The 25,663-nt window shown below is 64.6% G+C and carries 24 protein-coding genes; 8 read left to right on the plus strand and 16 right to left on the minus strand.

Annotated features, from left to right (window positions below):
- Nucleotides 1-11: 11 nt before the first annotated feature.
- The 3 genes from mreD to GV068_RS06380 form a co-directional block, all read right to left on the minus strand.
- Nucleotides 12-530 (minus strand): rod shape-determining protein MreD, encoded by a 519-nt coding sequence (mreD, locus tag GV068_RS06370; RefSeq protein WP_159696537.1) that lies wholly within the window; start codon nucleotides 528-530, stop codon nucleotides 12-14.
- A complete protein-coding gene (gene mreC / locus GV068_RS06375; RefSeq protein ID WP_229463803.1) occupies nucleotides 520-1,719 on the minus strand; it encodes a rod shape-determining protein MreC in 1,200 nt (399 codons plus the stop codon). Before mreC ends, mreD begins: the two co-directional genes overlap by 11 nt.
- A 104-nt stretch (nucleotides 1,720-1,823) precedes the next feature.
- Nucleotides 1,824-2,867, minus strand: a complete 1,044-nt coding sequence (locus GV068_RS06380) for a rod shape-determining protein (RefSeq protein WP_159696538.1) — start codon at nucleotides 2,865-2,867, stop codon at nucleotides 1,824-1,826.
- Between the two features lie 312 nt (nucleotides 2,868-3,179).
- Between GV068_RS06380 and gatC the strand changes: the two genes are divergently transcribed.
- The 3 genes from gatC to gatB are packed head-to-tail and all read left to right on the plus strand — an operon-like array spanning nucleotide 3,180 to nucleotide 6,485.
- Nucleotides 3,180-3,479 (plus strand): Asp-tRNA(Asn)/Glu-tRNA(Gln) amidotransferase subunit GatC, encoded by a 300-nt coding sequence (gene gatC, locus GV068_RS06385; RefSeq protein ID WP_036247667.1) that lies wholly within the window; start codon nucleotides 3,180-3,182, stop codon nucleotides 3,477-3,479.
- A 36-nt stretch (nucleotides 3,480-3,515) separates the two neighbouring features.
- A complete protein-coding gene (gatA, locus tag GV068_RS06390) occupies nucleotides 3,516-4,991 on the plus strand; it encodes an Asp-tRNA(Asn)/Glu-tRNA(Gln) amidotransferase subunit GatA (protein ID WP_159696539.1) in 1,476 nt (491 codons plus the stop codon).
- 33 nt (nucleotides 4,992-5,024) lie between these two features.
- Nucleotides 5,025-6,485, plus strand: coding sequence for an Asp-tRNA(Asn)/Glu-tRNA(Gln) amidotransferase subunit GatB (gene gatB / locus GV068_RS06395; protein WP_159696540.1), 1,461 nt, complete (start codon nucleotides 5,025-5,027; stop codon nucleotides 6,483-6,485).
- A 72-nt stretch (nucleotides 6,486-6,557) separates the two neighbouring features.
- Here gatB and GV068_RS06400 read toward each other — a convergent pair whose 3' ends face one another.
- Nucleotides 6,558-7,145: a TetR/AcrR family transcriptional regulator gene (locus GV068_RS06400; protein WP_159696541.1), complete on the minus strand. Its 588-nt coding sequence runs from the start codon at nucleotides 7,143-7,145 to the stop codon at nucleotides 6,558-6,560.
- A 103-nt stretch (nucleotides 7,146-7,248) separates the two neighbouring features.
- On the opposite strand from GV068_RS06400, the gene GV068_RS06405 reads away from it, so the two are divergent.
- Nucleotides 7,249-7,899, plus strand: a complete 651-nt coding sequence (locus GV068_RS06405) for a glutathione S-transferase family protein (protein WP_159696542.1) — start codon at nucleotides 7,249-7,251, stop codon at nucleotides 7,897-7,899.
- A gap of 386 nt (nucleotides 7,900-8,285) precedes the next feature.
- The gene (locus GV068_RS06410) at nucleotides 8,286-8,753 is read left to right on the plus strand and encodes a DUF2846 domain-containing protein (RefSeq protein ID WP_159696543.1); all 468 of its coding nucleotides are present in this window, start codon (nucleotides 8,286-8,288) and stop codon (nucleotides 8,751-8,753) included.
- Nucleotides 8,754-8,923: 170 nt separating this feature from the next.
- Here the strand turns inward: GV068_RS06410 and GV068_RS06415 are convergent, their stop codons facing one another.
- Together GV068_RS06415 and pyrE are read right to left on the minus strand one after the other, a co-directional pair.
- Nucleotides 8,924-9,622: a DUF6624 domain-containing protein gene (locus GV068_RS06415; RefSeq protein ID WP_159696544.1), complete on the minus strand. Its 699-nt coding sequence runs from the start codon at nucleotides 9,620-9,622 to the stop codon at nucleotides 8,924-8,926.
- Between the two features lie 2 nt (nucleotides 9,623-9,624).
- Nucleotides 9,625-10,284, minus strand: a complete 660-nt coding sequence (gene pyrE / locus GV068_RS06420) for an orotate phosphoribosyltransferase (protein WP_159696545.1) — start codon at nucleotides 10,282-10,284, stop codon at nucleotides 9,625-9,627.
- Nucleotides 10,285-10,433: 149 nt separating this feature from the next.
- On the opposite strand from pyrE, the gene GV068_RS06425 reads away from it, so the two are divergent.
- Together GV068_RS06425 and GV068_RS06430 are read left to right on the plus strand one after the other, a co-directional pair.
- Entirely contained in the window at nucleotides 10,434-11,204 is a 771-nt protein-coding gene (locus GV068_RS06425) for an exodeoxyribonuclease III (RefSeq protein WP_159696546.1), read from the plus strand.
- Between the two features lie 194 nt (nucleotides 11,205-11,398).
- Nucleotides 11,399-15,070, plus strand: coding sequence for an Ig-like domain-containing protein (locus GV068_RS06430; RefSeq protein ID WP_159696547.1), 3,672 nt, complete (start codon nucleotides 11,399-11,401; stop codon nucleotides 15,068-15,070).
- A gap of 3 nt (nucleotides 15,071-15,073) precedes the next feature.
- Here GV068_RS06430 and GV068_RS06435 read toward each other — a convergent pair whose 3' ends face one another.
- From GV068_RS06435 to gshB, 8 genes are all read right to left on the minus strand, one after another.
- A complete protein-coding gene (locus tag GV068_RS06435) occupies nucleotides 15,074-16,009 on the minus strand; it encodes a pseudouridine synthase (protein WP_159696548.1) in 936 nt (311 codons plus the stop codon).
- A complete protein-coding gene (locus tag GV068_RS06440; protein WP_159696549.1) occupies nucleotides 16,009-16,914 on the minus strand; it encodes a M48 family metallopeptidase in 906 nt (301 codons plus the stop codon). Before GV068_RS06440 ends, GV068_RS06435 begins: the two co-directional genes overlap by 1 nt.
- Before the next feature lie 95 nt (nucleotides 16,915-17,009).
- Nucleotides 17,010-17,627: a methionine biosynthesis protein MetW gene (gene metW / locus GV068_RS06445; protein ID WP_159696550.1), complete on the minus strand. Its 618-nt coding sequence runs from the start codon at nucleotides 17,625-17,627 to the stop codon at nucleotides 17,010-17,012.
- A complete protein-coding gene (locus tag GV068_RS06450; protein ID WP_159696551.1) occupies nucleotides 17,624-18,775 on the minus strand; it encodes a homoserine O-acetyltransferase in 1,152 nt (383 codons plus the stop codon). Before GV068_RS06450 ends, metW begins: the two co-directional genes overlap by 4 nt.
- Nucleotides 18,776-18,829: 54 nt before the next feature.
- Complete coding sequence (ptsP, locus tag GV068_RS06455; protein WP_159696552.1) at nucleotides 18,830-20,599, minus strand: phosphoenolpyruvate--protein phosphotransferase; 1,770 nt, start codon at nucleotides 20,597-20,599, stop codon at nucleotides 18,830-18,832.
- A 41-nt stretch (nucleotides 20,600-20,640) separates the two neighbouring features.
- The gene (locus tag GV068_RS06460) at nucleotides 20,641-20,910 is read right to left on the minus strand and encodes an HPr family phosphocarrier protein (RefSeq protein ID WP_159696553.1); all 270 of its coding nucleotides are present in this window, start codon (nucleotides 20,908-20,910) and stop codon (nucleotides 20,641-20,643) included.
- Nucleotides 20,911-20,963: 53 nt separating this feature from the next.
- Nucleotides 20,964-21,371: a PTS sugar transporter subunit IIA gene (locus tag GV068_RS06465; protein WP_159696554.1), complete on the minus strand. Its 408-nt coding sequence runs from the start codon at nucleotides 21,369-21,371 to the stop codon at nucleotides 20,964-20,966.
- Nucleotide 21,372: 1 nt separating this feature from the next.
- On the minus strand, nucleotides 21,373-22,323 hold the full coding sequence (gene gshB / locus GV068_RS06470) for a glutathione synthase (RefSeq protein WP_159696555.1): 951 nt from the start codon (nucleotides 22,321-22,323) through the stop codon (nucleotides 21,373-21,375).
- A gap of 182 nt (nucleotides 22,324-22,505) precedes the next feature.
- On the opposite strand from gshB, the gene GV068_RS06475 reads away from it, so the two are divergent.
- Nucleotides 22,506-23,219 carry a class I SAM-dependent methyltransferase gene (locus tag GV068_RS06475; RefSeq protein ID WP_229463806.1) on the plus strand — a complete coding sequence of 238 codons (714 nt, stop codon included), beginning with the start codon at nucleotides 22,506-22,508 and terminating at the stop codon, nucleotides 23,217-23,219.
- A 14-nt stretch (nucleotides 23,220-23,233) separates the two neighbouring features.
- On the opposite strand, the gene gshA is transcribed toward GV068_RS06475, so the two are convergent.
- Both gshA and GV068_RS06485 read right to left on the minus strand, forming a co-directional pair.
- Nucleotides 23,234-24,535, minus strand: a complete 1,302-nt coding sequence (gshA, locus tag GV068_RS06480; protein ID WP_159696557.1) for a glutamate--cysteine ligase — start codon at nucleotides 24,533-24,535, stop codon at nucleotides 23,234-23,236.
- 312 nt (nucleotides 24,536-24,847) lie between these two features.
- Nucleotides 24,848-25,588: a hypothetical protein gene (locus tag GV068_RS06485; protein ID WP_159696558.1), complete on the minus strand. Its 741-nt coding sequence runs from the start codon at nucleotides 25,586-25,588 to the stop codon at nucleotides 24,848-24,850.
- Nucleotides 25,589-25,663 lie beyond the last annotated feature (75 nt).

The following is a 25,663-nucleotide window of genomic DNA, read 5'->3' on the forward strand; positions in this document are numbered from 1 at the left end:
GCTTCGAAAAATCAGATCGGACGGGTGTGGTCGCGGTCGACAGCGCGGCGCTGCGGCGCCAGCAGCAGCCAGGTGATCACCGGCCACAGGGCGACGGCGACGACGCTTTCGACGAAGTGCAGCAGGCCCGGGAAGCGGCCCGACGCGGTGAAGTGCACGAAGGCCTGCACCGCCTGCGCCAGCAGCAGCAGCGGGAACACGTGCATGGCCTGGGTCAGCATGCTGAACCACAGCACGCGGCGGTGGATCATGATCGCCAGGTAGGACAGCAGCGTGTAGGCCAGTGCGTTCTCGCCCAGCAGGCTGGCGTCGTGCACGTCCATCAGGAGGCCCATGACGAAGGCGACGCCGATGCCGACCTTGCGCGGCTGGTGGATGCCCCAGAACACCAGCACCAGCGCGACGAAGTCGGGCGCGCCGACCCAGCGGCCGAGCGGCAGCAGGTTGAGCATGAAGGCGCAGATCAGGCTGAAGGTGATGAACAGCGGGCTGACGGGCAGCAGGATGTAATGTGGACGGTTACCGGGCATTGCTGCCTCCCTGTTGGACGGTCGCAGGCGCGGCAGCGCTGGTCTGGGTGGCGGGCGCCGCCGGGCGTTGCTGGACCGGCGCAGCGACCTGCGCCGGGGCCGGACGCGGCGGCTGGGCCGTGGTGGCCGGTGCGGTCGCCGGGGGCTGTGCGGCCGGGCTCTGCACCGCGCTTTGCACCGGAATACCGCCGACGCCGTTGGCCGGCGCGGCGGACGCGCCCTGCCCTGCCGGGACACCCTGCGGCGGCAGCGGCATTGGCGCCAGCGGCGGCTGCGGCACCGGCGTCATGTCCGGCAGCTTGCGGCGCGCCGTCGAGGCCGGGAGCTGGGCCTCCAGCGCCGGTTTCGGCGGCAGGTTCGCCTGCGACATGATGATCAGGAGCTGGCGGTTGCGGTCGATGCCTGCGAGCGGCTGGCACACCACGCGGCCGAACGCGCCGGCCGCGACGTTCTCGACCTGCACCACCTTGGCCACCGCCAGGCCGGCCGGGTACATCCCGTCCAGGCCCGAGGTCACCAGGACGTCACCGACCTGGATGTCGGCGTTGGCCACCACGAAGCGCAGGTCGAGCAGGCCCGACTGGCCGCGGCCGTAGGCGATACTGCGCAGGCCGCTGCGCAGCACCTGCACGGGAATCGCCTGGTCGCGGTCGGTCAGCAACGTGACTTCGGAGGTGAAGGGGAATACGCGCGTCACCTGCCCCACCACGCCGGCATGGTCGATCACCGGCAGGCCGAGCACGACGTCGTCGCGCGAGCCGCGGTCGACCACGATGCGGCGGGTCGACGGATCGCGCGCGTCGTACAGGATCTCGGTCATCTGCGCCTTGACCGGCAGGTGCTGGCGCGCGTCCATCAGGCGCCGCAGCTGCGCGTTCTCGGCCATCTGGAGCTGGGCCTGCTGCAGCACGCGCGCCTGCGCCAGCTGCTGGGTCTTGAGGTCGCGGACTTCCTTCTGGAGCGTGGAAATCGAGGAGAAGTAGCCGCCCATGTTGCCGAGCGCTTCGCGCGGCATCAGTGCGGCCATCTGCAGGGGATAGAGGACGGTGGCAGCGACCTGGCGCACCGCGCCGAGGGTGTGGTAGCGGGCGTCGACGACCAGCAGCACGACGGAAATCAGGGCGAAGACAATGGCTTTGACCCGTGCCGGGGCACCCTGTTTGAAAAGCGGCGGCGGACTGTATTGCATGCCCTGTTGGCGTCCTGTCTAGTCGGTGCTCGGAATGTCAACGCGGGCAGATGCGCGCGGATCGCCCGCACGCCCTGCCCGCCGTCCCATCATGGTCTGTGTGTTTATTCGTAGGAGAAGATCGAACCCAGCTTGTCCATGCGCTCGAGCGCCATGCCCGAGCCGCGCACCACGCAGGTCAGCGGGTCTTCCGCCGCCAGCACCGGCAGGCCGGTTTCTTCCATCAGCAGGCGGTCCAGGTCGCGCAGCAGCGCGCCGCCGCCGGTCAGCATCATGCCCTTCTCGGCGATGTCAGCGCCCAGTTCCGGCGGGGCCTGCTCGAGCGCGTTCTTGACGGCCGAGACAATCTGGTTCAGCGGGTCGGTCAGGGCTTCCAGGATCTCGTTGCTCGAGATGGTGAACGAGCGCGGGATGCCTTCCGACAGGTTGCGGCCCTTGACTTCCATTTCCTTGACTTCCGAACCCGGGAAGGCCGAACCGATGGCTTTCTTGATCGCTTCCGCGGTCTGTTCGCCGATCAGCATGCCGTAGTTGCGGCGGATGTAGTTGACGATCGCTTCGTCGAACTTGTCGCCGCCGACGCGCACCGAACCCTTGTAGACCATGCCGCCCAGCGAGATGATGCCGACTTCGGTGGTGCCGCCGCCGATGTCGACCACCATCGAGCCGGTCGCGTCCGAGACCGGCAGGCCGGCGCCGATCGCGGCCGCCATCGGCTCTTCGATCAGGTAGACCTGCGAGGCGCCGGCGCCGAGGGCCGATTCGCGGATCGCACGGCGCTCGACCTGAGTCGAACCGCAGGGCACGCAGATGATGATGCGCGGCGACGGGCGGAAGAACTTGGAGTCGTGGACCATGCGGATGAACTGCTTGAGCATCTGCTCGGTGACGGTGAAGTCGGCGATCACGCCGTCCTTCATCGGGCGGATGGCCTCTATGTTGCCCGGCACCTTGCCCAGCATTTGCTTGGCTTCCTTGCCGACCGCCTGGATCGTCTTCTTGCCGTTCGGGCCGCCCTCCTGGCGGATCGCGACGACCGATGGCTCGTCCAGCACGATGCCCAGGCCGCGCACGTAGATCAGGGTGTTGGCGGTACCGAGGTCGATTGCCAGGTCATTCGAGAAGTAGCTGCGTAAGAAACCAAACATGTGTGTCCTGATGGCGCGTCTGAACGCGCGTGAAGATTGATCGGGATTGTCCTCGCCGCCTATGCATACAGCATCGCGGTCTTTCCTGCGGTGGGCGGCCTTTCAGCCCTACAGCGCATTAGCCCGCCATTCTACCTTATAATTTGTCGATTAAATGCTGAAAACGGGCGGTTTTACCGTCCAATTCCGAGGCGAGATCGACGGTGTTACCAAGCTTTTATCGGCCATAGCGCGCCGTTCGCTGACCTCTTGCCAACATTCATTATTAGCCCAACCACATTTTTGCACGCGGCCTGCGCCGCGCCCATTGCCATGTCCCTGACACTTTCAGACGTAAAACGCATCGCCAACCTGGCCCAGCTCGAGATGGATGAGGCCCATGCGGAAACCGCGCTGGCCGAACTGAACGGTATCTTCGCCCTGGCCGAGCAGATGCAGGCGGTGGACACGACCGGTGTCGCGCCGCTGTCACAACCGCTGGCCGCCATCATGGCCCTGCCCCTGCGCCTGCGCGACGACGTGGTGACCGAAGAGAACCGCCGCGAGGACTACCAGGCGCCGGCGCCGAAGGCGCAGGACGGCCTGTACCTGGTCCCGAAAGTCATTGAATAACCGGCGCTCCGCCCCGCTTAAAACAGAAGAACGCACATGCATAACAAGACCATCAAAGAGCTGTCCGCGCTCCTGCAATCGAAGCAGGTCTCGAGCGTCGAACTGGCCACGCACTACCTCGACCGCATCGAAGCGAGCAGCCATAACGCTTTCCTGCACCTGGACCGCGAACGCACTCTGGCCCAGGCGTCCGCCGCTGACGCCCGCATCGCGGCCGGCAGCGCCGGCCCGCTGACCGGTGTGCCGATCGCGCACAAGGACATTTTTGTGACCCGCGGCTGGCGCACCACCGCCGGCTCGAAAATGCTGGCCAACTACGAGAGCCCCTTCGACGCCACCGTCGTGGACCGTTTCGCCAAGGCCGGCATGGTCACCCTCGGCAAGGTCAACCTCGACGAATTCGCCATGGGCTCGGCCAACGAGAACTCGGCCTTCGGCCCGGTGAAGAACCCGTGGGATCCGCTGGCGGTGCCGGGCGGCTCCTCGGGCGGCTCGGCCGCCGCGATCGCCGCACGCCTGGCGCCGGCTGCCACCGCCACCGACACCGGCGGCTCGATCCGCCAGCCGGCCGCCTTCTGCGGCGTCACCGGCATCAAGCCGACCTACGGCCGCGTGTCGCGCTTCGGCATGATCGCCTTCGCGTCCTCGCTGGACCAGGGCGGCCCGATCGCCCAGACCGCCGAGGACTGCGCCCTGCTGCTGAACGAAATGATCGGCTTCGACGAGCGCGACTCAACCAGCCTGACGGCCGAACAGGGCAACGTGGTGGAAGACTTCAGCCGCGACCTGAATAAGCCTTTGAACGGCCTGCGCATCGGTGTGCCGAAGGAATACTTCGGCGAAGGCCTGGCCAGCGACGTGGAAAGCGCCGTACGCGCCGCGCTGGACCAGTTCGTGAAGCTGGGCGCTTCGCTGGTTGAGATCTCGCTGCCGAAGACCGCGCTGTCGATCCCGACCTACTACATCATCGCCCCGGCCGAAGCTTCGTCGAACCTGTCGCGCTTCGATGGCGTGCGCTACGGCCACAGGGCAAGCGAGTACAAGGATCTGCAGGACATGTACCGCAAAACCCGCGCCGAAGGCTTCGGGCGCGAGGTCCAGCGCCGCATCATGGTCGGCACCTACGTGCTGTGCCACGGCTACTACGACGCCTATTACGTGCAGGCGCAGAAGATCCGCCGCCTGATCGCGGACGACTTCCAGGCGGCGTTTGCCGACAAGTGCGACGTGATCATGGGCCCGGTGGCGCCGACCGTCGCCTGGGACCTGGGTTCGAAAGCCAACGACCCGGTGGCGAATTACCTGGCCGACATCTTCACGCTGTCGACCAGCCTGGCGGGCCTGCCCGGCATGTCGATCCCGGTCGGTTTCGGCCAGGGCGAGAAGAACGGCAAGCGTCCGGTCGGCCTGCAAATCATCGGCAACTACTTCGCCGAAGCCAAGCTGCTGAACATCGCGCACCAGTACCAGCAAGTCACGGACTGGCATACCCGCGCGCCGGAAGGCGTCTAATCCCGGACCGATAGAACAAAGAGAGAACACACTATGCAATGGGAAGTCGTCATCGGTCTTGAGAACCACGTGCAGCTCACGACCAATTCGAAAATCTTCAGCGGCAGCTCGATCCGCTTCGGCGCCGAGCCGAACACCCAGGCCAGCCCGGTCGACCTGGCGCTGCCGGGCGTCTTGCCGGTCCTGAACCGCGGCGCCGTCGAGCGCGCGATTCGCTTCGGCCTGGCCGTGGGCGCCAAGATCGCGCCGCACTCGGTCTTCGCGCGCAAGAACTACTTCTACCCCGACCTGCCGAAGGGCTACCAGATCAGCCAGTTCGAGGACCCGGTGGTCCAGGGCGGCACCATCAGCTTCGCCTACGAGAAGGACGGCAAGCTGGAGACGAAAACCGTCAACCTGACCCGCGCCCACCTCGAAGAAGACGCCGGCAAATCGCTGCACGAAGATTACGCCGGCATGAGCGGCATCGACCTGAACCGCGCCGGCACGCCGCTGCTCGAGATCGTGTCCGAGCCGGAAATGCGCAGCGCGAACGAGGCGGTGGCCTATGCCAAGGCCCTGCACTCGCTGGTGGTGTGGCTGGGCGTCTGCGACGGCAACATGCAGGAAGGTAGCTTCCGCTGCGACGTCAACGTCTCGGTGCGCCCGATGGGCCAGAAGGAATTCGGCACCCGCTGCGAGATCAAGAACCTGAACTCCTTCCGCTTCATGGAAGAGGCGATCCACTACGAAGTGCGGCGCCAGATCGAGCTGATCGAAGACGGCGGCAAGGTGATCCAGGCGACCCGCCTCTGGGACCCGGATAAGAAAGAGACCCGCTCCATGCGCACCAAGGAAGACGCGCAGGACTACCGCTACTTCCCGGACCCGGACCTGCCGCCTTTGGTGATCGGCCAGGACTGGATCGAGCGCGTAAAGGCCGACATGCCGGAACTGCCGGGCGCCCTGCGCGCGCGCTTCACCGGCGAGTACGGCCTGCCGGAGTACGACAGCCTGGTGCTGACCTCGTCGAAAGCGATGGCCACCTATTACGAAGCCGTGGTCGCGGCGGCCGGCAAGGACAACGCGAAAGCGGCGGCGAACTGGATGATGGGCGACGTCTCCTCGACCCTGAACCGCGAAGGCGTGGAACTCGACCAGTCGCCGGTGAGCGCGGCCCAGCTGGCCCTGCTCCTGAAGCGCATCGCGGACGGCACCATCTCGAACAAGGCCGGCAAGGAAGTGTTCGCCGCCATGTGGGAAGCGAAGTCGATTGACCCTACCCTGGCCGACACCGTGATCGAGCAGAAGGGCCTGAAGCAGATCTCCGACACGGGCGCGCTGGAAGCGATCGTCGACGAGGTGCTGGCCGCGAATGCCAAGTCGGTCGAACAGTACCGCGCCGGCAAGGAAGCCGCCATCAACGCCCTGATCGGCCAGGCCATGAAGGCCTCGAAGGGCAAGGCGAATCCGGCCCAGGTGACCGAGCTGCTGAAGAAGAAGCTGGCCGCTTGACGTCAGCGCTGCTGCAGGGATGAGAAACCGGGGTTTGCCCCGGTTTTTTTTCGCCCGGCGTCGTAGGAAGAATCAGGCGTCTGGCGCGTCCAGCAAGGCCAGCGCCTGCCGGCGCGCGGCGCTGCGCAGCGAGCGGCTCAGCGCCGCATCATCGGTGGTGCGTGCCAGCACCATGCCGCCGACGCACAGCGCGACGATGGCCTGGGCGCGCTGCTCGCCGTCGGCTTCGCCGGCGAGGGCCGCGGCATACACCTCGGTCAGGTTGCGGATCAGCTGCGTGTAGGCCTTCTGCGGCGACAGCCCGGCGCGCGCCACGTCGCCGGGCAAGGCGTACAGCGGGCAGTGATGGTCGACGTTGTCGAAGACTTCGTCGCTGAGGTAGACGTCGAGCAGCATGCGCGCGAGCTGGCGCGGCGCCGGCGGCGGGACGTCCCTGAAATCCGGTCGGAAGGGATTGCAGCTGGTGAAACTGGCGACGGCAGCCGCATACAGCGCGTCCTTGCTGTCGAAGTGGTGATAGAAGCCGCCGCGCGTCAGGCCTGCTTCCAGCATGACGCGGTCGATCGATACCTGCTCGAAGCCATGGCGGTTGAACAGCCTGCGGGCCGCGCTGACGATGCGTTCACGCGTCTGGGCCTTGTGTTCGCTTGTATAGGGCATCTCGTTTCCTCCAGCGCTCATTATCCGCGAACCCATATTATGTTCTTGAACATAATATGGGGCTGCGTAAGCTCTCCCTGTCCACACAAGATAAGGAGACGAGATGATCACCCTGACCACTTTCCGCAGCGTGCCGCCCTTCGCCGCCGGCTACGTGCGCGACCTGCGGGTGCGCTGGGCGCTGGAAGAAGCCGGCCTGCCCTATACCCTGCGCCTGATCGATTTCGAAGAAGCGGCGCTGCCCGGCTACCGCAAGGAACAGCCCTTCGGCCAGATACCCGTGCTGCACGACGGCGACCGGGTCCTGTTCGAGACCGGCGCGATCCTGCTTCATCTGGGCGAGCGCCACCCTGCCCTACTTCCGCCTGCCGAGCGCGAACAGGTCACGATGTGGATGTTCGCCGCCCTCAACTCGGTAGAGCCCTACCTCGCCGACCTCGCCATGCTGGCCATGTTCCACGCCGACGAAGCCTGGGCCGGCGCCCGCCGTCCCGCGGTTGAAGAGCTGGCGTTGAAACGCCTGGATAGCCTGGACGTCTGGCTCGACGGCCGCGACTGGCTCGCCGGCAGCTTCAGCGTCGCCGACATCCTGATGGTGAGCGTGCTGCGTCTGCTGGACAGCATGAACCTGGTCAAGCGCTACGTCCGCCTGCACGCCTACAAGACCCGCTGCACCGAGCGCCCTGCCTTCCGCAAAGCGCTGGCCGATCAGCTTGCTCTCTACACCCACCAGCCGGCCGCTATAAGCAATTAGGGTCAGAGTCGAATTACCGGGAAACTTTTAAAAATTTCCGGCAATTCGACTCTGACCCTGATTTTTCAAACCAGAAAGAGGTGCGAATTAAATGGGGTCAGAGTCAAATTGTTAAGCAATTCTGAGAAATTTCTCAATAATTCGACTCTGACCCCAATTACCCCCACGCTCAGCCCTCAAGCCCCGAACTGGAGCCGACGCTCCGTTTTTTTATGCAGACAAGATGGGATTGGCTGCGCTACCGCAGTTTATGCACCCAACATATCAATTATGCAACAATTGCATTGCAGCAAAGTTCTTGACTGCCCATAATGGCTGGCCGGGTATTTACCGGCCAAAAAATATGCCCGATTCGGCGCATCCAATAACCATTTGGGATTTCATACATGAAAACTGCTTCTCTCTTGATGCTAAGCGCATCACTCCTCCTGACCGGCTGCGCGAGCGTGGCCATGGCGCCCAAGACCGAGTCGGACAAGGCCAAGGAATTCCGCCCGCCCAGCGCCAACAATGCCGGCGTCTACATCTACCGCAACAGCTTCGGCGGCCAGGCGCTCAAGAAGGATATATGGGTGGATGGGAATTGCCTCGGCGAGAGTGCCAACAACGTGTTCTTTTACACTGAGGTCGAAGGCGGCAAGAAGCACAAGTTTGACACCGAGTCCGAGTTTTCGCCCAACACGCTGGAGCTGACGACCGACGCCGGTAAGCACTATTTCCTCCGTCAATACATCAAGATGGGCGTTTTCGTCGGCGGCGCAGGCCTCGAACAGATCTCGGAAGAACAGGGCAAGGCCGACGTGACCAAGCTCGAACTCGCCCTGCCGGGCAAGTGCAGTTCGGCTAAGAAATAACAATGAGGGTCAGAGTCGAATTGTTAGGCAATTCCGAGGAATTTCCCAATAATTCGACTCTGACCCTCATTAATTGGCCAGGTAATGTAGCGGGGGCAAATGGGGTCAGAGTCGAATTGCAGGCAACTTTGGGAAATTGCTCGGTAATTCGACTCTGACCCTCATTAGATTTAGCGGTTCTTGCGTTCTTCCTTGGTCATGCAGACGTAATCGGCCAGGGGCATCAGGTCGAACTGGCGGCGGTTGTCTTCGACTTCGCGCAGGATCTCGGCGCTGGCCAGGCCATAGTGGCGGCCTTCCCAGTTGTCGCCGCCCTGGGTGCCGAAGCGCTGGGGCTTGCCGGCGGCGACCAGGACGCGGTCGACGAAGCGCGACATGTCGCTGCCCGCCAGCTCGCCGTCCACACGGCGCTGGTCCAGCACCGGCACCAGCTGCTGCTGGAACTTGGGTGCGCGGTCCGCGTGCAGGGCCAGCAGCCAGGCGTCGCGCACGCCCTGCTCACCCACCTGGGCGGCGGTCGGGAAGCCCTTGGTGCGCACCAGTTCGAACAGCCACTTGACGTTCTCTTCGTCGATGGCCGCGACCTCGCGTTTCGGGCCCCAGTCCTTGCGGGCGGCCTTCACCATCGCCAGGCGCGCCGCCTGGTCGCGTGCGGCGCGGTTGGCCAGCTCGGCCCGCAGTTGTGGGTCGGTGAAAGTGCGCGCGGCGTCGCGCTTGGCCAGGGCCTCGTCGGTTTCGTTCGGGTGCGCGGCGTACCAGGCGGCCACGCCCGGGCAGGCGGCGATGTCGTCGGCGGCCGATGCCGCGGTGGCGCAGGCCAGCGCGACGGCCAGGGCGCCGGCAATGCGCTTCAGGTTCAGGTTCTGCATGCTCATACTCCGTAACGCGCGCGGTAAGCCGCGACGGCGTCCTTGTGGGCGCCCAGGTCGGCGCCGGCTTCGTTCGACAGGTAGGTGAACAGGTCGTCCAGGTTGGCGATCGAGATCACCGGGATGCCGAATTCCTGCGACACCTGCTGCACCGCCGAATGCTCGGACAGCGCGCCATCCTTGCCCGAACGCTCCATGCGGTCGAGCGCGATGAGTACCGCTGCCGGTTCCGCGCCCGCGGCGCGGATCATGTCCACCGATTCGCGCACCGAGGTGCCGGCCGAGATCACGTCGTCGATGATCACGACCTTGCCCGCCAGCTTGGCGCCGACGATGGTGCCGCCTTCGCCGTGGTCCTTGGCTTCCTTGCGGTTGTAGGCAAACGAGGTGTTGCGGCCCTTGGCGGCCAGCGCCACCGCAGTGGCGGATGCGAGCGTGATGCCTTTATAGGCCGGGCCGAACAGCATGTCGAATGCGACGCCCGAATCGAGCAGGGTCTGCGCGTAGAACTGCGCCAGCTGGCCCAGCGTGGCGCCGTCGTGGAACAGGCCGGCGTTGAAGAAATACGGCGACTGGCGCCCTGCCTTGGTCGTGAACTGACCAAACCTGAGTACCTCGGCCTTGACCGAAAATGCAATAAAGTCCTGGCGCAGATCGCTCACAGGCTTCTCCTGAATGTCCGAAAAACGCGTATTGTAACCGCCGCCGTTTTGGGCGGCGAGCCCTTCCGCCGACCACTGTTGGTTCCTGGCGGCAGCAAAACACGCTAAACTGTCGCTCTCTGCTCCACCCGCCATCCCAGACCACGACCATGCCACGCATTATCTCCGCCAACCTGAACGGCATCCGCTCCGCCCACAAAAAAGGCTTCTTCAACTGGCTCGCCACCCAGTCCGCCGACTACATCTGCGTGCAGGAACTGAAGGCCCAGCAAGCCGACATGACCGAGGAATTCCTGTCCCCGCACGGCTACCACGGCCACTTCCACTACGCGGAGAAAAAGGGCTACTCGGGCACCGGCGTCTACAGCCGCACGGCGCCCGACAACAAGCGCATCGGCTTCGGCTGCATGGAATTCGACGCGGAAGGGCGCTACACGCGCTGCGACTTCGGCAACCTGACTGTGATCTCGGTTTACTGCCCGTCCGGCTCCTCGTCGCCCGAGCGCCAGCTGGCCAAGTTCCGCTTCATGGAGGTGTTCCTGCCGCACCTGCAGGAACTGAAGGCCGAAGGCCGCGAAGTCGTGATCTGCGGCGACTGGAACATCGCGCACAAGGAGCTCGACCTCAAGAACTGGAAGAGCAACCAGAAGAACTCGGGCTTCCTGCCGGAAGAACGCGCCTGGATGACCCGCATCTTCGACGAGGTCGGCCTGGTGGACGTGCATCGCGTGGTGGCGCCGGACGCCGCCGACTACACCTGGTGGAGCAACCGCGGCCAGGCCTATGCCAAGAACGTGGGCTGGCGCATCGACTACCACGTCGCCACCCCGGGCCTCGCAGCGCGCGCCAAGTCGGTGTCGATCTACAAGGACGAGCGCTTCAGCGACCATGCTCCCCTCATCATTGATTACGATCTCTAATAGTTGACCTGGTATTTATAAGGTTTACTTCTGAATCCTTTCCCCCCTCCCGGGGGGATTCGGCGCCAACTTGATGCGAAAATGCACCATTTCGCCGGTTTGGCGAAATGGCATGGCCGTTTGTTGATACTATCCGTCTGGTAACTTTCTGAATAGAATGTTCCGTTGACGGAATATCAATAAAAAGCGCCGCCATGTCTTCGACCTCCCTTTCCTCGTCCGCCCTCCCGACCACGTCCGCCTCGAGCGTCGCCGGAGCCACCCGTATCGACCTGAACTACGCAACGGCGATGGCCAAGGGCAGCGGCTCGATCTTCATCACCGACTGCGCGGTGCAAACCGTGATCGACCGCGTCACCGGCCAGCCCAAGCTGCGCGTGGTGGGCGGCTCCTATAGCAAGGAGATCACGCTCGACCAGGTCAGCATCAGCGGCACCCACGTCATGTTCGACGCCACCGGCCTGCCGGCGGGCGCCAAACTGAACGTGTACATGGGCGCGGGCACCCTTACGAGCGGCGGCAAGGCAGCTCCTGCGATCACCGTGCCGGACAAGGCCAGTTTCACGGTGCCGGCCGTAACCGAGCCGCCACCGCCCAGCCTGAGCGCCACCATCGTCGTCGAAGACCGTACGCTCAAGGCCGGCGCCGACATCAAGGTCACGGTCACCTTCTCGAAAGCCCTGGCCACGCTGCCGTTCGATGCGATCAGCGCCGACCATGCCAGCATCAAGGGCGTCACCCACAGCACCGACGGCCGCACCTGGACCATCACCCTGGGCGCTGCCGACAGCATTGAATCCGTGAGCAATGCGCTGCGCCTGGACATGAGCAAGGTAAGCAGCTCCGACGGCAGCCGCGGCAGCGGCGTTCTCGCATCCGGCAACTACAAGGTCGACACCGTCGTCGACGCCTACCTGTTCGACATCGTCCAGGTGAACGACGAAGGCGTGTCGAGTACCGACGGCATCACCTACGTCAGCGGGGCCCATAGCAGCGACCGCCAATTCGTCGCGGGCGTGCTGCTGGGCGAGCTCGCGGCGGACGAGCACATCGAACTAATCATCAACGGCACGGCCGTCGACAAATCCAAGATCCTTGTGGTCGGCGAAGGCGACGGCTGGTCCTGGTCTTACAACATCGTTGGCGAAGGCGACCCTTCCCTCGTCTTCAACGAAGGCACGAACACGATCACCGCGCGCGTCGTCAAGGCCGACGGCCACACCAGCGCTACCGTGACCAAGACCGTCATCCTCGATACCGATCCGCCGGTGGTCGAGTCCTCGCCCGACGGCGCCACCGCCTTCGCCCTCGACGCCGACATCGTGGTCACCTTCGACCAGGCGGTGTACTGGCATTACGAAGAGAGTAACGCCGACATCCTTTACCTGCGTGGCGAAGGCAGCGCCCCGGACATCGAGATCTACCTCGACGAGACCAACTTCTCCGAGGGCGGCAAGAAACTGACGATCAGCGCCGCCGAGCACCACATGCTGGCCGGCGTCAAATACACGCTGGTGCTGCCCGAGAACCTGATGGACCTGGCCGGCAATCCGGTGTTCGGCTACGAGATCCAGTTCACCACCGCCGGCGGCACCAGCGTGCCAGACACCACGAGCCCACACGCGACACGGGTCATCGTGGAAGGCGACGGGACGTACAAGGCCGGCGAAACCATCACCTTCCGCGTCCGCTTCGACGAAAGCGTGAAGGTCATCACCGAGGCCATTCCGGCGATTGGCCTGAGCAACGGCAAGAAGGCCAGCTTCTATGGCGCGTTCGGCAACGACCTGCTGTTCAAGTACACCGTGGGCGCGGGCGACGACACGGCCGATCTCGAGATTGACGATATCGCGGAACTGGGCGGCACAGTGCAGGACCTGTCCAACAACATGCTCGACCTGCTGGCCAGCGCCCACATCGTCCACGGCGGCATCTACGACAACAGCGGTTACGGCACCATGTTCGACGTGAAGGTCGACACCATCGCCCCGACCGCGCCGGCGGCGGCCACCCTGGATACCGACAGCGATTCCGGTACGAAGGGCGACGGCATCACCAGCGACAATTCGCCGACCCTGACCGGCACCGCCGAAAACAATGCGCGCATCGCCATCTACGACGGCGCCACGCTGATCGGCACCACCACCGCCAATTCCGACGGCGTCTGGAGCACGACCATCGGCTACCCCACCGCGCTGACCGACGGCACCTACACCATCACGGTGAAGCAGACCGACCGCGCCGGCAACGTCAGCCCCGCCTCGGCGCCGTTCACGCTGGTCATCGACACCGTCAAGCCGGCCGCGCCGGCTGCGCCGGCGCTCGCGCTCGAAAGCGATTCCGGCACGCCGGGCGACCGCATCACCAGCGACGACACGCCGACCCTGACCGGCACCGCCGAAGCGAATGCGACCGTCGAGATCTACGAAGGCGATACCCTGCTCGGCACCGGCACCGCGAACGAAAGCGGCGCTTGGTACGCCACCGTGGACGCAGCCCATGCCTTGAGCGAAGGCGTACACAACCTCACCGTCAAGCAGGTCGACCTGGCCGGCAACCGCAGCGTGGTGGGCGGCGCGATCGCGCTGACCATCGACAAGACCGTGCCGAGCGCGCTGACGAACGTCAAGCTGGCCACCGACACCGGCATCTCGTCCAGCGACCGCATCACCAACGAGCGCTACGCAGTGCTGTCGGGCACCGGTGCTGAAGCGGGCGCCAGCATCAAGATCATGCAGGGCGAGGTCGTGGTCGGTGTCGGTACGAGTGACGGAGAAGGCAACTGGAACGCGTATTTCGGTTCGCCGCTGAACGAAGGCGAACACACCTACAAGGTGCGCCAGATCGACGCCGCCGGCCATGCCAGCGCGGATTCGCCGTCCATCACCTTCACGCTCGACCGCACCGGCCCGGAGAGCGCGCCGCCGAAGCCGCAACTGGACTCCTCGAGCGACACCGGGATCTCGTCCAGCGACGGCATCACCAATGACAGCACGCCGACCTTCACCGGCAGCGGCGCGATGGCCAACAGCATGGTCGCGCTGTTCGCCAACGAGCGCCAAGTTGCCAGTGCGATCACCGATGCCTCGGGCAACTGGACCATGACGATCCACCCTGACGAGGAGCTGGACGACGGCTTTTACAGCATCGGCCTGAAGCAGTTCGACGTCGCCGGCAACAAGAGCCCGTACTCGGAGTCCTTCAACCTGCGCATCGACACCCACGCCGACAAGCCGGAGCGCCCCGTGCTCGCCGCATCCAGCGACAGCGGCGCTTCGTCCAGCGACGGCATCACCAATGACACCACGCCCACCTTCAGCGGCAACGGCGCGGAGAATGGCGCCGGCATCGTGCTGTACGCTGGCACCCGCGTGATCGGCAGCACCACGGCCGACAGTGCCGGGCACTGGGAACTCACGGTGCTCGACGCCGACAAGTTCACCGCGGACGGCAGCTATGCGATCACGGCCAAGCAGACCGACAAGGCCGGCAATACCAGCGACGCCTCGAACCCGTTCACCCTGGTGATCGACACGAGCGGCCCGACGGTGTCCTCGTTCCTGAACAAGACCTCGGCACGCGAAGCGCAGCTCGGCTTCAGCGAACAGATCGTGTTCAAGCCGACCGGCATGTTCAAGCTGATCCAGGCCGCCACTGACATACTGAGCTTCAGCGGCAGCAGCGCCAGCAACTGGTACGTCACCGACGGCGCCGGTGGCCACGACTCGGTCCTGAACTTCAAGATCTCGATGAGCGGCCTCTACAACCTGCAAATGAACAACGAGTCGGTGCTGGACCTGGCCGGCAACGTGGCCATCATCGGTTCGCCGCAATGGGTGGTCGACCTGCCGGCGCCACCGGCCTGATATTTACGGCCAGGCCAGCCGGAAGCCGCTCTCGAAGCGGCGCGGCAGGCCGCTAAGCGGGTCCTCGAAACTGATGGCGCGCGCCAGCAGCTGCAGCGGCGCACTGAAGTCGTCGCCCTTGCACGGTAGCGCCACCGGATAGAAGGCATCGTTCAGGATCGGCGCGCCGAGCGAGGACAGGTGCAGGCGCAGCTGGTGCTTGCGGCCGGTGTGCGGATGCAGGCGGTAGTGCGCGACCTCGCCGCGCCGCTCGATCAGCTCGATCAGCGTCTCTGAGTTCGGCTCGCCCGGCACCTCGGTACTCACGAAGAACTGCTCCGCATCCTGCATGCGGCTCCTGTAGGTGAAGGGGAATTCCCTGCCCTCGATCGGGCGCGCCAGCGCCTCGTACACCTTTTTCACCACCCGCTTCTGGAACATCGACTGGTAGGCGCCGCGCGAGTCGGGATTGTGCGAGAAGATCATCACGCCCGCGGTCTCGCGGTCGAGCCGGTGGATCGGGGTCAGGTGCAGCAAATCGAAGCGCTTCTTCAGGCGCACCAGGAGGGTCTCGTGCAGGAAGCGGCCGGTCGGGATGGTCGGCAGGAAGTGCGGCTTGTCGGCCACCAGCAGGTGCTCGTCCTGGTACAGCACTTCCTCCTGGAAGGGAATCGGCGTCTCGGGCTGCTCCAGCTCACGGTAGTACCAGATGCGCATGCCCTGGCGCACGTGGCTGTCGGCGTTCAATGGCAGGCCTTTGGCGTCGACGATCTCGCCACGCGCCAGGCGCGAGGCCCATGCCGCTTCCGACACGTCCGGGAAGCGCTCGGCCAGGAAGCGCAGCATGCCGCCGGCCCGGGTTTCGGTCAGCCACAGGTAGCTGGGCGCGACGCCGTCGCGGACCGGCAAGGGCACGTAGGCGTTGGCTTCAGCCTGGCGGCCCTTCCTCTGACTACCCATCAACGCAAGGCGACATTGGTCCGGTAAGGCGGAAGCTGGGCCGCGGTGGTGCCCTTGGTACGCGCGTAGACCGGCAGCAGCACGTTCATGTGCTCTTCCATGATGGCGATGCGGTTCTCGCCGCCCGGGTGGGTCGAGAGCAGCTCGATCGGCGCGCGCTTATCCAGGGCCGCCATCTTGCGCCACAAGGCGATGCCGGCGCGCGGGTCGTAGCCGGCGCGTGCGGCGATGTCCAGTCCGACCAAGTCGGCCTCGCGTTCGTCGTCGCGCGAGAATTTCAGGCCCGCGAACTGGGCGCCGTAGCTGGCAATGGTGCCGGTGATGCCGGGATCGATGCCGAAGATGCCCGAGATCAGGGCGCCGCCGATACGCGCACCCGCATTGGTCAGGCCCTGCTTGGCCATCTTCTCCCGGCTGTGCTCGCGCAGCGCGTGGGCGATTTCGTGCCCCATCACGGCCGCCGCCTCGTCGTCGGTCAGCTTGAGCGAGGTCAGGATGCCGGTAAAGAAACCGATGCGCCCGCCCGGCATGCAGAAAGCGTTCACGTCCTTCGAATCGATCACATTGACCTGCCACTGCCACTGGCTGGCATCCTGGTTCCAGCGCACCGTATGCGGGATGATGCGTTTGGCGATGGCGCGCAGGCGCTGGACTTCCGGATGCGAAGGCGGCAGCAGCACGCCCTTCTGTTGCGCCTGGCTCATCATCTGCGTGTATTGCTGCGCCGCCGCCTGGTTGAGCTGTTCCGCCGGCACAAGCTTGCTCAGGCGCGACAGCGGCCTGACTGCAATGCCGTCCTGGACTGTCGTGTTGCGGTCGTCGCGCGCGAAGGCGTCGCCCACGCCCACCGTGCCGACGACGGCGAACAGGGACAGGGAGGCCGCCAAATGCTTAAGTTTTGTCATTTTCATCACCCACGATAGGTAGCTGGAGGAGGACACAATAGCGCGATCATCGCGGATGGCTGCCCGCTAGACAAGCCGCCACCGCACATAAGCGCTCAGGTCACGACGCCGGCTTTCTTGCGCAAACGAAACACCGCCAGGCTGCCACGCAGGTTGGGCAGGAAGCGCACCGGCTTGCCTTCGGCCAGGGCGACGAATTCCAGCACTTCCAGGCCGCATTTCTCGGCCAGGTCCTTGAAGTCGTGGATGGTTGCATAGCGCACGTTGGGCGTGTCGAACCACTGGTAAGGCAGCGAGCGCGAAACCGGCATCCGGCCGCGAATCAGCGCCACCCGGTGCGGCCAGTAGGCGAAGTTGGGGAAGGAGACGATGGCTTCCTGGCCGACGCGCACGATGTCGCGCAGGCGCGCCTCGACGTGCTGCATCATCTGCAGCGAGGACAGGCACAACACCATGTCGAAGGCGTTGTCGCGGAACAGGTCCAGGCCCTGCTCCATGTCGTGCTGGATCACGCTGATGCCGCGCTGGGTGCTCTCCAGCACCTTGTCGTCGGCGATCTCGACGCCGTAACCGGTGCAGCTCTTGCTCAGCTCCAGGTAGCGCAGCATGGCGCCATCGCCGCAGCCGACGTCCAGCACGTGGGCGCGCTCGCGCACCCAGTCGGCGATGAAGGCCAGGTCGGGGCGCAGTGCGTTGAGTTCATTCATGTTCATGCGGCCTCCCCTGCGAATTCCAGCGCAATGCGGTCGTAGTAGGCGCGCACCACCCCGAGATAGCGCGGGTCTTCCAGCAGGAAGGCGTCGTGGCCGTGCGGCGCGTCGATCTCGGCGTAGGTGACCTTGCGCCGGTTCGACAGCAGCGCTTCGACGATCTCGCGGCTGCGCTCGGGCGAGAAGCGCCAGTCGGTGCTGAAGGAGGCGATCAGGAACTGCGCTTTGCTTCCCGCTAGCGCTTTGGCCAGGTCGCCGCCATGCAGGCCGGCCGGGTCGAAGTAGTCGAGCGCCTTGGTGATCAGGAGGTAGGTGTTGGCGTCGAAGTATTCCGAGAACTTGTCGCCCTGGTAGCGCAGGTAGGACTCGATCTCGAAGTCGACGCCGAAGTCGAAGGCGTAGTCGTTGGTCTCGGCCGCGTTGCGCAGGCGGCGGCCGAATTTTTCCGCCATGTCGTCGTTCGACAGGTAGGTGATGTGGCCGACCATGCGCGCCACCTTCAGGCCGTTCTTCGGCACCACGCCGTGTTCGTAGAAGTCGCCGCCGTGGTAGTCGGGGTCGGTCAGGATGGCCTGGCGCGCGACGTCGTTGAAGGCGATGTTCTGGGCCGACAGCTTGGGCGTGGAGGCGATCACGATGCAGTGGCGCAGGCGCTCGGGGAACATGATGCTCCATGAGAGGGCCTGCATGCCGCCCAGCGAGCCGCCCATCACGGCGGCAAACTGCTCGATGCCGAGGCGGTCGGCGAGGCGCGCCTGGGCCGCGACCCAGTCTTCCACCGTCAGCAGCGGGAAGGCGGCGCCGTAGGGCTTGCCGGTGGCCGGGTTCAGGTGCATCGGCCCCGTCGAGCCGAAGCAGGAACCGAGGTTGTTCACGCCGATGACGAAGAAGCGGTCGGTGTCGACCGGCTTGCCGGGACCGACCATGTTGTCCCACCAGCCCTGGCTCTTGGGCTGGTCGGCATAGACGCCGGCCACGTGGTGCGAGGCGTTCAGGGCGTGGCAGATCAGCACCGCGTTCGACTTGTCGGCGTTGAGGGTGCCATAGGTTTCATACATCAGCGTGTAGTCGCCGATGCTGGCGCCGCTTTGCAGGCGCAGCGGCTCGGCGAAGTGCATCGCCTGTGGTGTGACTGTTCCGATCGATCCCATGGATGGTGTTCGTGTATTTCTTCTAGTGGCGCGGGAAGCCGCGCCGGTGATGCTTCAGAGGGTTTGCAGCTGCTCGACCGCGCTCGCGATCTCGTCCGGCTCGATCGAGCGCAGGATGCGGCGCGTGCGCGTGGTAATCGCGGACAGGTCGCTGTTCAGGATTTCCTGTTTCACCGACAGCAGCTGGGCCGGGTGCATCGAGAACTCGCGCAGGCCCATGCCGAGCAGCAGGCGGGTGAGTTTGATGTCACCGGCCATCTCGCCGCACACGGCGACGTCCAGCCCGGCCTTCTGGCCGGTGGCGATGGTCTGGGCGATCAGCATCAGTACCGCCGGGTGCAGCGGATTGTACAGGTGCGCGACTTCGTAATCGACGCGGTCGATCGCCAGCGTGTACTGGATCAGGTCATTGGTCCCGATCGAGAGGAAATTCATGCGCTTGACGAACATCGGCAGCGCCAGCGCGGCCGCGGGGATCTCGATCATGGCGCCGACTTGCACGCTAGGATCGTACTTGATGCCCTCGTCGCGCAGCTGCGCCTTGGCCTGCTCGATCATGCCGAGCGTCTGGTCGATCTCGAAGGCGTGCGCCAGCATCGGAATCAAGATGCGCACCTTGCCGAAGGCGGAAGCGCGCAGGATCGCGCGCAGCTGGGTCAGGAACAGCTGCGGTTCGGCCAGGCAGTAGCGGATCGCGCGCAGGCCCAGCGCCGGGTTCAGCGCGGTGTGCTCGGTCGGGTCGAGCGGCTTGTCGGCGCCGACGTCCAGGGTGCGGATGGTCACCGGGCGGCCCTTCATCGCCACCACCGCCTTGCGGTACTGCTCGAACTGCTCGTCCTCGCCCGGAATGCGCAGCGCATGGGCGCCGCGGCCCATGAACAGGAACTCCGAGCGGAACAGGCCGACGCCCATGGCGCCGGATTCCAGCGCGGCCGGGCAGTCGTCCGGCAGCTCGATGTTGGCCAGCAGCGTGACCGGGGTGCCGTCCCGGGTGACCGCCGGGGTTTTCTTGAGTTTCAGCAGGCGCTTGCGCGCCTTGGAGAGCGAGGCCTGGCGCGCGCGGTACTGCTCCAGCACCAGCTGGCTCGGGTTGCAGATCACCACGCCGGCGTCGCCGTCGATGATCACCCAGTCGTCCTGCTCGATCAGGCGCGAGGCCTGGCTCATGCCGACCACCGCCGGAATGTCGAGCGAACGCGCGACGATCGCGGTGTGCGAGTTCTGGCCGCCGACGTCGGTGACGAAGCCGATGAAGGAACGGGTGGCGCCGTCGCGGTCGCGGAAAGCCAGCATGTCGGCCGGCGAGATGTCGTGGGCCACCACGACCATCTGCGGCACTGCATTGTCTTCGCCTGCCAGCGGCGGCGGGATTTCGAGCGCGGTGCCCATCAGGACCTTGAGCACGCGCTCGGCCACCTGCTGGATGTCGTGCTTGCGCTCGCGCAGGTACTCGTCCTCGATCTCGTCGAACTGGCTCGACAGCTCGTCGATCTGGGTCACCAGCGCCCATTCGGCGTTGTAGTGGCGCGTGCGGATGATGTCGAGCGGCGCTTCCGAGATCATCGGGTCGGACAGGATCAGCGCGTGCACGTCGATGAAGGCGCCCAGCTCGGTCGGGGCGTCCTTGGGCAGCTCGGTCCACAGGGCCTGCAGGCCGCGGTGCACCTCGGCGATGGCGTGCTGCAGGCGCTTGACCTCGGCCTCGACCTGCTCTTCCGGAACCAGGTAGTGCTTGACGTCGAGCGCCGCGGGCGTGAGCAGGTGCGCGCGGCCGATCGAGATGCCGCGCGAAACCGGAATGCCGTGGAGCGTGAACGATGCCATCGAGGGTCCCGTATGGCGGGGAGCTGCCGCTTCGCGCGGCATTACTCGCCTTCGCCGAACTTGTCGTTGATCAGGCCCGTCAGGGCGGCGATGCAGGCCTCTTCATCCTCGCCATCGGCCTCGAGCAGCACTTTCGCGCCCTTGCCGGCGGCGAGCATCATCACGCCCATGATCGACTTGGCATTGATGCGGCGTCCGTTACGGGTGAGCCAGACGTCGCTCTTGAACTTGGCGGCCAGCTGGGTGAACTTGGCGGAGGCGCGGGCGTGCAGGCCCAGCTTGTTGATGATTTCCAGTTCCTGTTGAATCATGTTCTCGCTTATTGTCTGGTGTTTGCCCGTGGCCGGAATATCGTTAGGTGTGTTCAGTTCGATCCGACGCGGATCCGGTTGTCGACCCGTACCGCGCCGTTCTGCGCGCCGGCCAGGGCCATCTCCACGACCACGTCGAGGGTGTCGCGGCGGTAGGTGATCGCACGCAGCAGCATCGGCAGGCTGATGCCGGCGATGACTTCCACGTGGCCGGCGTCGGCCAGCGAATTGCAGCAGTTGGACGGGGTGCCGCCCTTGATGTCGGTGATGACCAGCACGCCGTCGCCGTCGTCCAGGCGCGCGATCGCCTCCTTGGCGAGGCAGTTCACCTGCGCCAGGTCCTGGTCGGCGGTCACGTCGATCGCCTCGAAACGCTCGGTCGGGCCACGGAATACGTGGGCCACCGCGGCGATGAATGCCTGGCCCAGCGGTGCGTGGGTCATCAGCAGGATACCTACCATGTCAGTGTTTCTCGTTCGCTTTCAGTTCGACCGCGTCGATGAACATCGCGGCCACGTCGAATCCGGTCTGGTCGGTGATCTCCTGGAAGCAGGTCGGGCTGGTGACGTTCACTTCAGTCAGGAAATCGCCGATCACATCCAATCCTACCAGCAATAAGCCGCGCGCCGCCAGTTCCGGCCCGATGGCCTCGGCGATCGCGCGTTCGCGCTCGGTGATCGGCATGGCCACGCCCAGGCCGCCGGCGGCCAGGTTGCCGCGCACTTCATTGCCCTGCGGGATGCGCGCCAGGGTGAAGGGCACCGGCTGGCCATTGATCACCAGTACGCGCTTGTCGCCCTGCTTGATCGCCGGGATGTACTTCTGGGCCATGATCGTGTGCTTGCCATTGGCCGTCAGCGACTCGATCACGGAGCCCAGGTTCATGCCGTCGTCCTTGACGCGGAAGATGCCGGCGCCGCCCATGCCGTCCAGCGGCTTGAAGATCACGTCACCGTGTTTTTCGTGGAAGGCGCGCAGGCGCGCCGCGTCCGAGGTGACGAGGGTCGGCGAGGTGTACTGGCTGAATTGGCCGATGGTCAGCTTCTCGTTGTGGTCGCGAATCGCGCCCGGACGGTTGAACACGCGCGCACCCTGGCGCTCGGCCAGTTCCAGCAGGTAGGTGCCGTACACGTATTCCATGTCGAAGGGCGGGTCCTTGCGCTCGATGACGGCGTCGAAGAAGGACAGCTGCACGCTCTCGGGCCGGTCGGCGCGGTACCACCCGTCGGCCTCGCCGGTGAGGTGGATGCGGGTGACGACCGCGCTGACGACGCCCTCTTCCAGCACCATGTCGCGCTGCTCGAAGGCGTAGACGGCGTGGCCGCGCTTCGCGGCTTCGCGCATCATGGCGAAGGTCGAATCCTTGTAAATCTTGAACGTGGAGAGCGGGTCGGCGAGGAAAGCGATCTTCATGGGGTATCCATTGCGGGGAATGCCCTGATTTTAGCCGGAAACGCGAATTCTCGCGGACGGGCCCTGCTTTATGCACAGCGGCGGTGCAGAGCAAAAATTCTGGGGTGCAAGTTGTGCGTTCGCAGCCTAAGCCTATGAGCCGCCTCAAGCTCCGCGGCGGCGGCCCCTGCGACCATGGAAGCATGGACGCGCACACTGACAAACAGGCGGAACAGGACCGCATCAAGGAGGTATACCGGCGCTGGCATGGAGGCGCGGCGCTCGACCGCTACGCCTGGCACCGGCCCGAAATCCTGCAGCAGGTGGCGGCGCGCTCGCGCGCCTTCGCCGCCCTCCTCTCCGAGACCGTGGGCGGCGACCTGTCCGCCCTGAAAGTGCTCGACGTCGGCTGCGGCACCGGCGGCTTCCTGCGCCAGCTGATCGACTGGGGCGCCGATCCGGATCGCCTCACCGGCACCGAACTGCAGCAAGACAGGCTCGACTACGCGCGCCATTACACCGCCGCCGAAGTCAGCTGGCGCCTCGGCACGCTGGATGCGATGGGGCTGCGCGGCCAGGACCTGGTGAGTGCGCAGACCGTGTTTTCCTCGATCCTCGACGACGCCCTGCGGCGCGAGCTGGCGGCCCAGATGTGGCGCGCGCTGCGGCCGGGCGGCTGGGTGCTGGTGTTCGATTTCCGCTACGACAACCCGCGCAACCGCAACGTGCGCAAGGTGACGCGCGCCGAGCTGCAGGCCTGGTGGCCGGGGGAACGCAGCCGCTACCGCACGCTGATGCTGGCGCCGCCCATCCACCGCCTGCTCGCGCGGGCGCCGTGGATGGCCTCCGACCTGCTGGCGGCCGTGGCGCCGCCGCTGCGCTCGCACTTCATGTACATGGTGCAAAAGGGTGCCTAGGCACCCTTTTCAGATCAGTACACTTCCGGATTCGGATCGGTACGTTCCAGTTCCAGCGACGCCGCCAGCAACCCGAGGCGCGCCACCACGCCGTACACGTAGAAGCGGTTCGGCGCCGCCGTGCCCGGCTTGGCCTTGAGGTCCGGCACGGCGTGCTGCTGGGCGAAGGCCAGCGGCACGTATTGCGAGCCCGGTGCGTTCAGGTTCTGGTCGATGCCGCGCTCGGCGTGCACGCGGTAGAAGCCGCCGACCACGTAGCGGTCGATCATGTACACCACCGGCTCGGCCACGGCGTCGTTGATGGACTCGAAAGTAGGCACGCCTTCCTGCACGATCATGTCGTTGATCGCCACGCCATCCTTGATGACCGTCATCTTGTTGCGCTGGGCGCGGCTCAGGTCCTTCACCTCGCTGGCATCCTTCACGGTCATGACGCCCATGCCGTAGGTGCCGGCGTCCGGCTTGACGATCACGAAGGGCTTCTGCTCCTTCATGCCGTATTCCTTGTACTTCTTCTTGATCTTCGAGAGCAGCGCCGAGACCGCATCGGCCAGCTGCTCGGTGCCGACATCTTCCTGCAGGTCGATCTCGCCGACCTTGCTGTGCAGCGGATTGACCAGCCAGGGATCGATCTCGATCAGCTTGCCGAACTTCTTGGCGACTTCGTCGAAGGCCTTGAAGTGGTTGCTCTTGCGGCGCAGCGCCCAGCCGGCGTGCAGCGGTGGCAGCAGCGACTGCTCGTGGATGTTCTCCAGGATCGAGGGGATGCCGGCGGACAGGTCGTTATTCAAGAGGATGGTGCAGGGATCGAAATCGGCCAGGCCGACGCGGCGGCCATTGGGCGAGCGCACCAGCGGCTCCACCACCAGCATGTTCCCGTCCGGCAGGGCCAGCGGGGTCGGCTGGGTGACGTCCGGCGACAGCGAGCCGAGGCGCACGTGCAGGCCGGTCTGGCGGAAGATCTGCATCAGGCGCGCCACGTTCTGCAGGTACATCGGGTTGCGCGTGTGGACTTCCGGGATCATCAGGAGATTGCGCGCATCCGGGCAGTACTTGTCGATCGCAGCCATGGCCGCCTGCACCGCCAGCGGCAGCATCTCGGTGGACAGGTTGTTGAAGCCGCCCGGGAACAGATTGGTATCGACCGGCGCCAGCTTGTAGCCGGCATTGCGCAGATCGACCGAGCAGTAGAACGGCGGCGTATGCTCCTGCCACTCCAAGCGGAACCAGCGCTCGATGGCAGGCGTGGCTTCGAGAATCTTCTTTTCCAGGTCAAGGAGGGGACCGGTCAGGGCGGTGGCGAGGTGCGGAACCATGGTATGGACGTCCTAGTAATGGCTTATTCGAATTATATCGGTAGCCTCATGTAGGGACGAATATCCTTATTTAAAGTCCGCTTGGTTGCTGAAAACCTAAAAGTTGTCACCTTCATACAGTCGAGCTGTGTCCGCTTTCCTTCTGAACGCCATAACCGAGCGACTGGCAGCCGACACTCTTTGTCCCATGCTTAGTGGTACCAAAATTCATTCCCGGAGACTGTAGGCTGAGCGTGCCTGGGGCTACATAGAGCATATTTATGAGTTGATCAGTAGTTACCTCTTTTCGCGATCACGCTTCGCAGGCTGGCTCTACACTTTGGCAGCCGTCGTCTCGAGAGCCACCAAGTTCACGATACTCGTGAGAAGTTGACTCGAGAACCTAACTCCTTCAATTAGGTCCCGCATATGGATCGTATCGCTGGTGAACGTAAGCGAATTTTCGTCGGTGATATGCACGAATGCGACCCCGACATTGGACTGTGGCCCTACCATTCCGAAGCCCACGCCGCTCTTTATTCTGTTGCGCCAGTCCCTCATCCGGAAAAACCATTCCTCGTATCCCTCAATTCCAGAAATGACCTGGAACGACGGACCATTTTTCTGCTTACCGAGGCACCTGCTCATGCTCGGGTATGCAGGGGCTTTGCCACCGGTCAGCTCAACTAATACAGCGTAGGCACTATCTTGGAAAGCTCGAATGAAGAACAAAATCGCTTTATAGGCTACGGTAAGACCACGGCGGCCCTCTTCCTCACGGCGGGCAGCAAGCGAGTCTTGTTTGCTGCGCAAGAGCTCAAACCTCAGTTGCCAGTTCTCGCGCGTTTGGTTGAAGATCTCAATGTCGTCGACAGCCCAAGCAGTAGCCTTAGTGTGAGCATCACAAAATGTGCTACCAAAATGCGCAATATCCATCCCGCAGTCGTGCATTCGACCACGTACAGAGTGACGCACTTTCCCGCATGCACTAAGCGTCAGTGAACTGTTTTTTAGCTGGGTCTCGAAGGCCTCCAGGTCCACAATAAATTGCGTCAAGGATTCAATTATCTGCATGCTTGCCTTACCGGTATCATTTTTCTCACAATTCAAGTTGCGCCACTACAGCGCCACGGCGCTCGACGTTGACGA

The organism is Massilia sp. 9I, assembly GCF_902506415.1.
Taxonomy (GTDB): Bacteria; Pseudomonadota; Gammaproteobacteria; order Burkholderiales; family Burkholderiaceae_D; genus Telluria.

Coding starts and splice junctions, on each gene's coding strand:
- mreD (WP_159696537.1), bottom strand. CDS start 530: ATGCCCGGTAACCGTCCACATTACATCCTGCTGCCCGTCAGCCCGCTG.
- mreC (WP_229463803.1), bottom strand. CDS start 1,719: ATGCAATACAGTCCGCCGCCGCTTTTCAAACAGGGTGCCCCGGCACGG.
- GV068_RS06380 (WP_159696538.1), bottom strand. CDS start 2,867: ATGTTTGGTTTCTTACGCAGCTACTTCTCGAATGACCTGGCAATCGAC.
- gatC (WP_036247667.1), top strand. CDS start 3,180: ATGTCCCTGACACTTTCAGACGTAAAACGCATCGCCAACCTGGCCCAG.
- gatA (WP_159696539.1), top strand. CDS start 3,516: ATGCATAACAAGACCATCAAAGAGCTGTCCGCGCTCCTGCAATCGAAG.
- gatB (WP_159696540.1), top strand. CDS start 5,025: ATGCAATGGGAAGTCGTCATCGGTCTTGAGAACCACGTGCAGCTCACG.
- GV068_RS06400 (WP_159696541.1), bottom strand. CDS start 7,145: ATGCCCTATACAAGCGAACACAAGGCCCAGACGCGTGAACGCATCGTC.
- GV068_RS06405 (WP_159696542.1), top strand. CDS start 7,249: ATGATCACCCTGACCACTTTCCGCAGCGTGCCGCCCTTCGCCGCCGGC.
- GV068_RS06410 (WP_159696543.1), top strand. CDS start 8,286: ATGAAAACTGCTTCTCTCTTGATGCTAAGCGCATCACTCCTCCTGACC.
- GV068_RS06415 (WP_159696544.1), bottom strand. CDS start 9,622: ATGCAGAACCTGAACCTGAAGCGCATTGCCGGCGCCCTGGCCGTCGCG.
- GV068_RS06425 (WP_159696546.1), top strand. CDS start 10,434: ATGCCACGCATTATCTCCGCCAACCTGAACGGCATCCGCTCCGCCCAC.
- GV068_RS06430 (WP_159696547.1), top strand. CDS start 11,399: ATGTCTTCGACCTCCCTTTCCTCGTCCGCCCTCCCGACCACGTCCGCC.
- GV068_RS06435 (WP_159696548.1), bottom strand. CDS start 16,009: ATGGGTAGTCAGAGGAAGGGCCGCCAGGCTGAAGCCAACGCCTACGTG.
- GV068_RS06440 (WP_159696549.1), bottom strand. CDS start 16,914: ATGACAAAACTTAAGCATTTGGCGGCCTCCCTGTCCCTGTTCGCCGTC.
- metW (WP_159696550.1), bottom strand. CDS start 17,627: ATGAACATGAATGAACTCAACGCACTGCGCCCCGACCTGGCCTTCATC.
- GV068_RS06450 (WP_159696551.1), bottom strand. CDS start 18,775: ATGGGATCGATCGGAACAGTCACACCACAGGCGATGCACTTCGCCGAG.
- ptsP (WP_159696552.1), bottom strand. CDS start 20,599: ATGGCATCGTTCACGCTCCACGGCATTCCGGTTTCGCGCGGCATCTCG.
- GV068_RS06460 (WP_159696553.1), bottom strand. CDS start 20,910: ATGATTCAACAGGAACTGGAAATCATCAACAAGCTGGGCCTGCACGCC.
- GV068_RS06465 (WP_159696554.1), bottom strand. CDS start 21,371: ATGGTAGGTATCCTGCTGATGACCCACGCACCGCTGGGCCAGGCATTC.
- gshB (WP_159696555.1), bottom strand. CDS start 22,323: ATGAAGATCGCTTTCCTCGCCGACCCGCTCTCCACGTTCAAGATTTAC.
- GV068_RS06475 (WP_229463806.1), top strand. CDS start 22,506: ATGGACGCGCACACTGACAAACAGGCGGAACAGGACCGCATCAAGGAG.
- gshA (WP_159696557.1), bottom strand. CDS start 24,535: ATGGTTCCGCACCTCGCCACCGCCCTGACCGGTCCCCTCCTTGACCTG.
- GV068_RS06485 (WP_159696558.1), bottom strand. CDS start 25,588: ATGCAGATAATTGAATCCTTGACGCAATTTATTGTGGACCTGGAGGCC.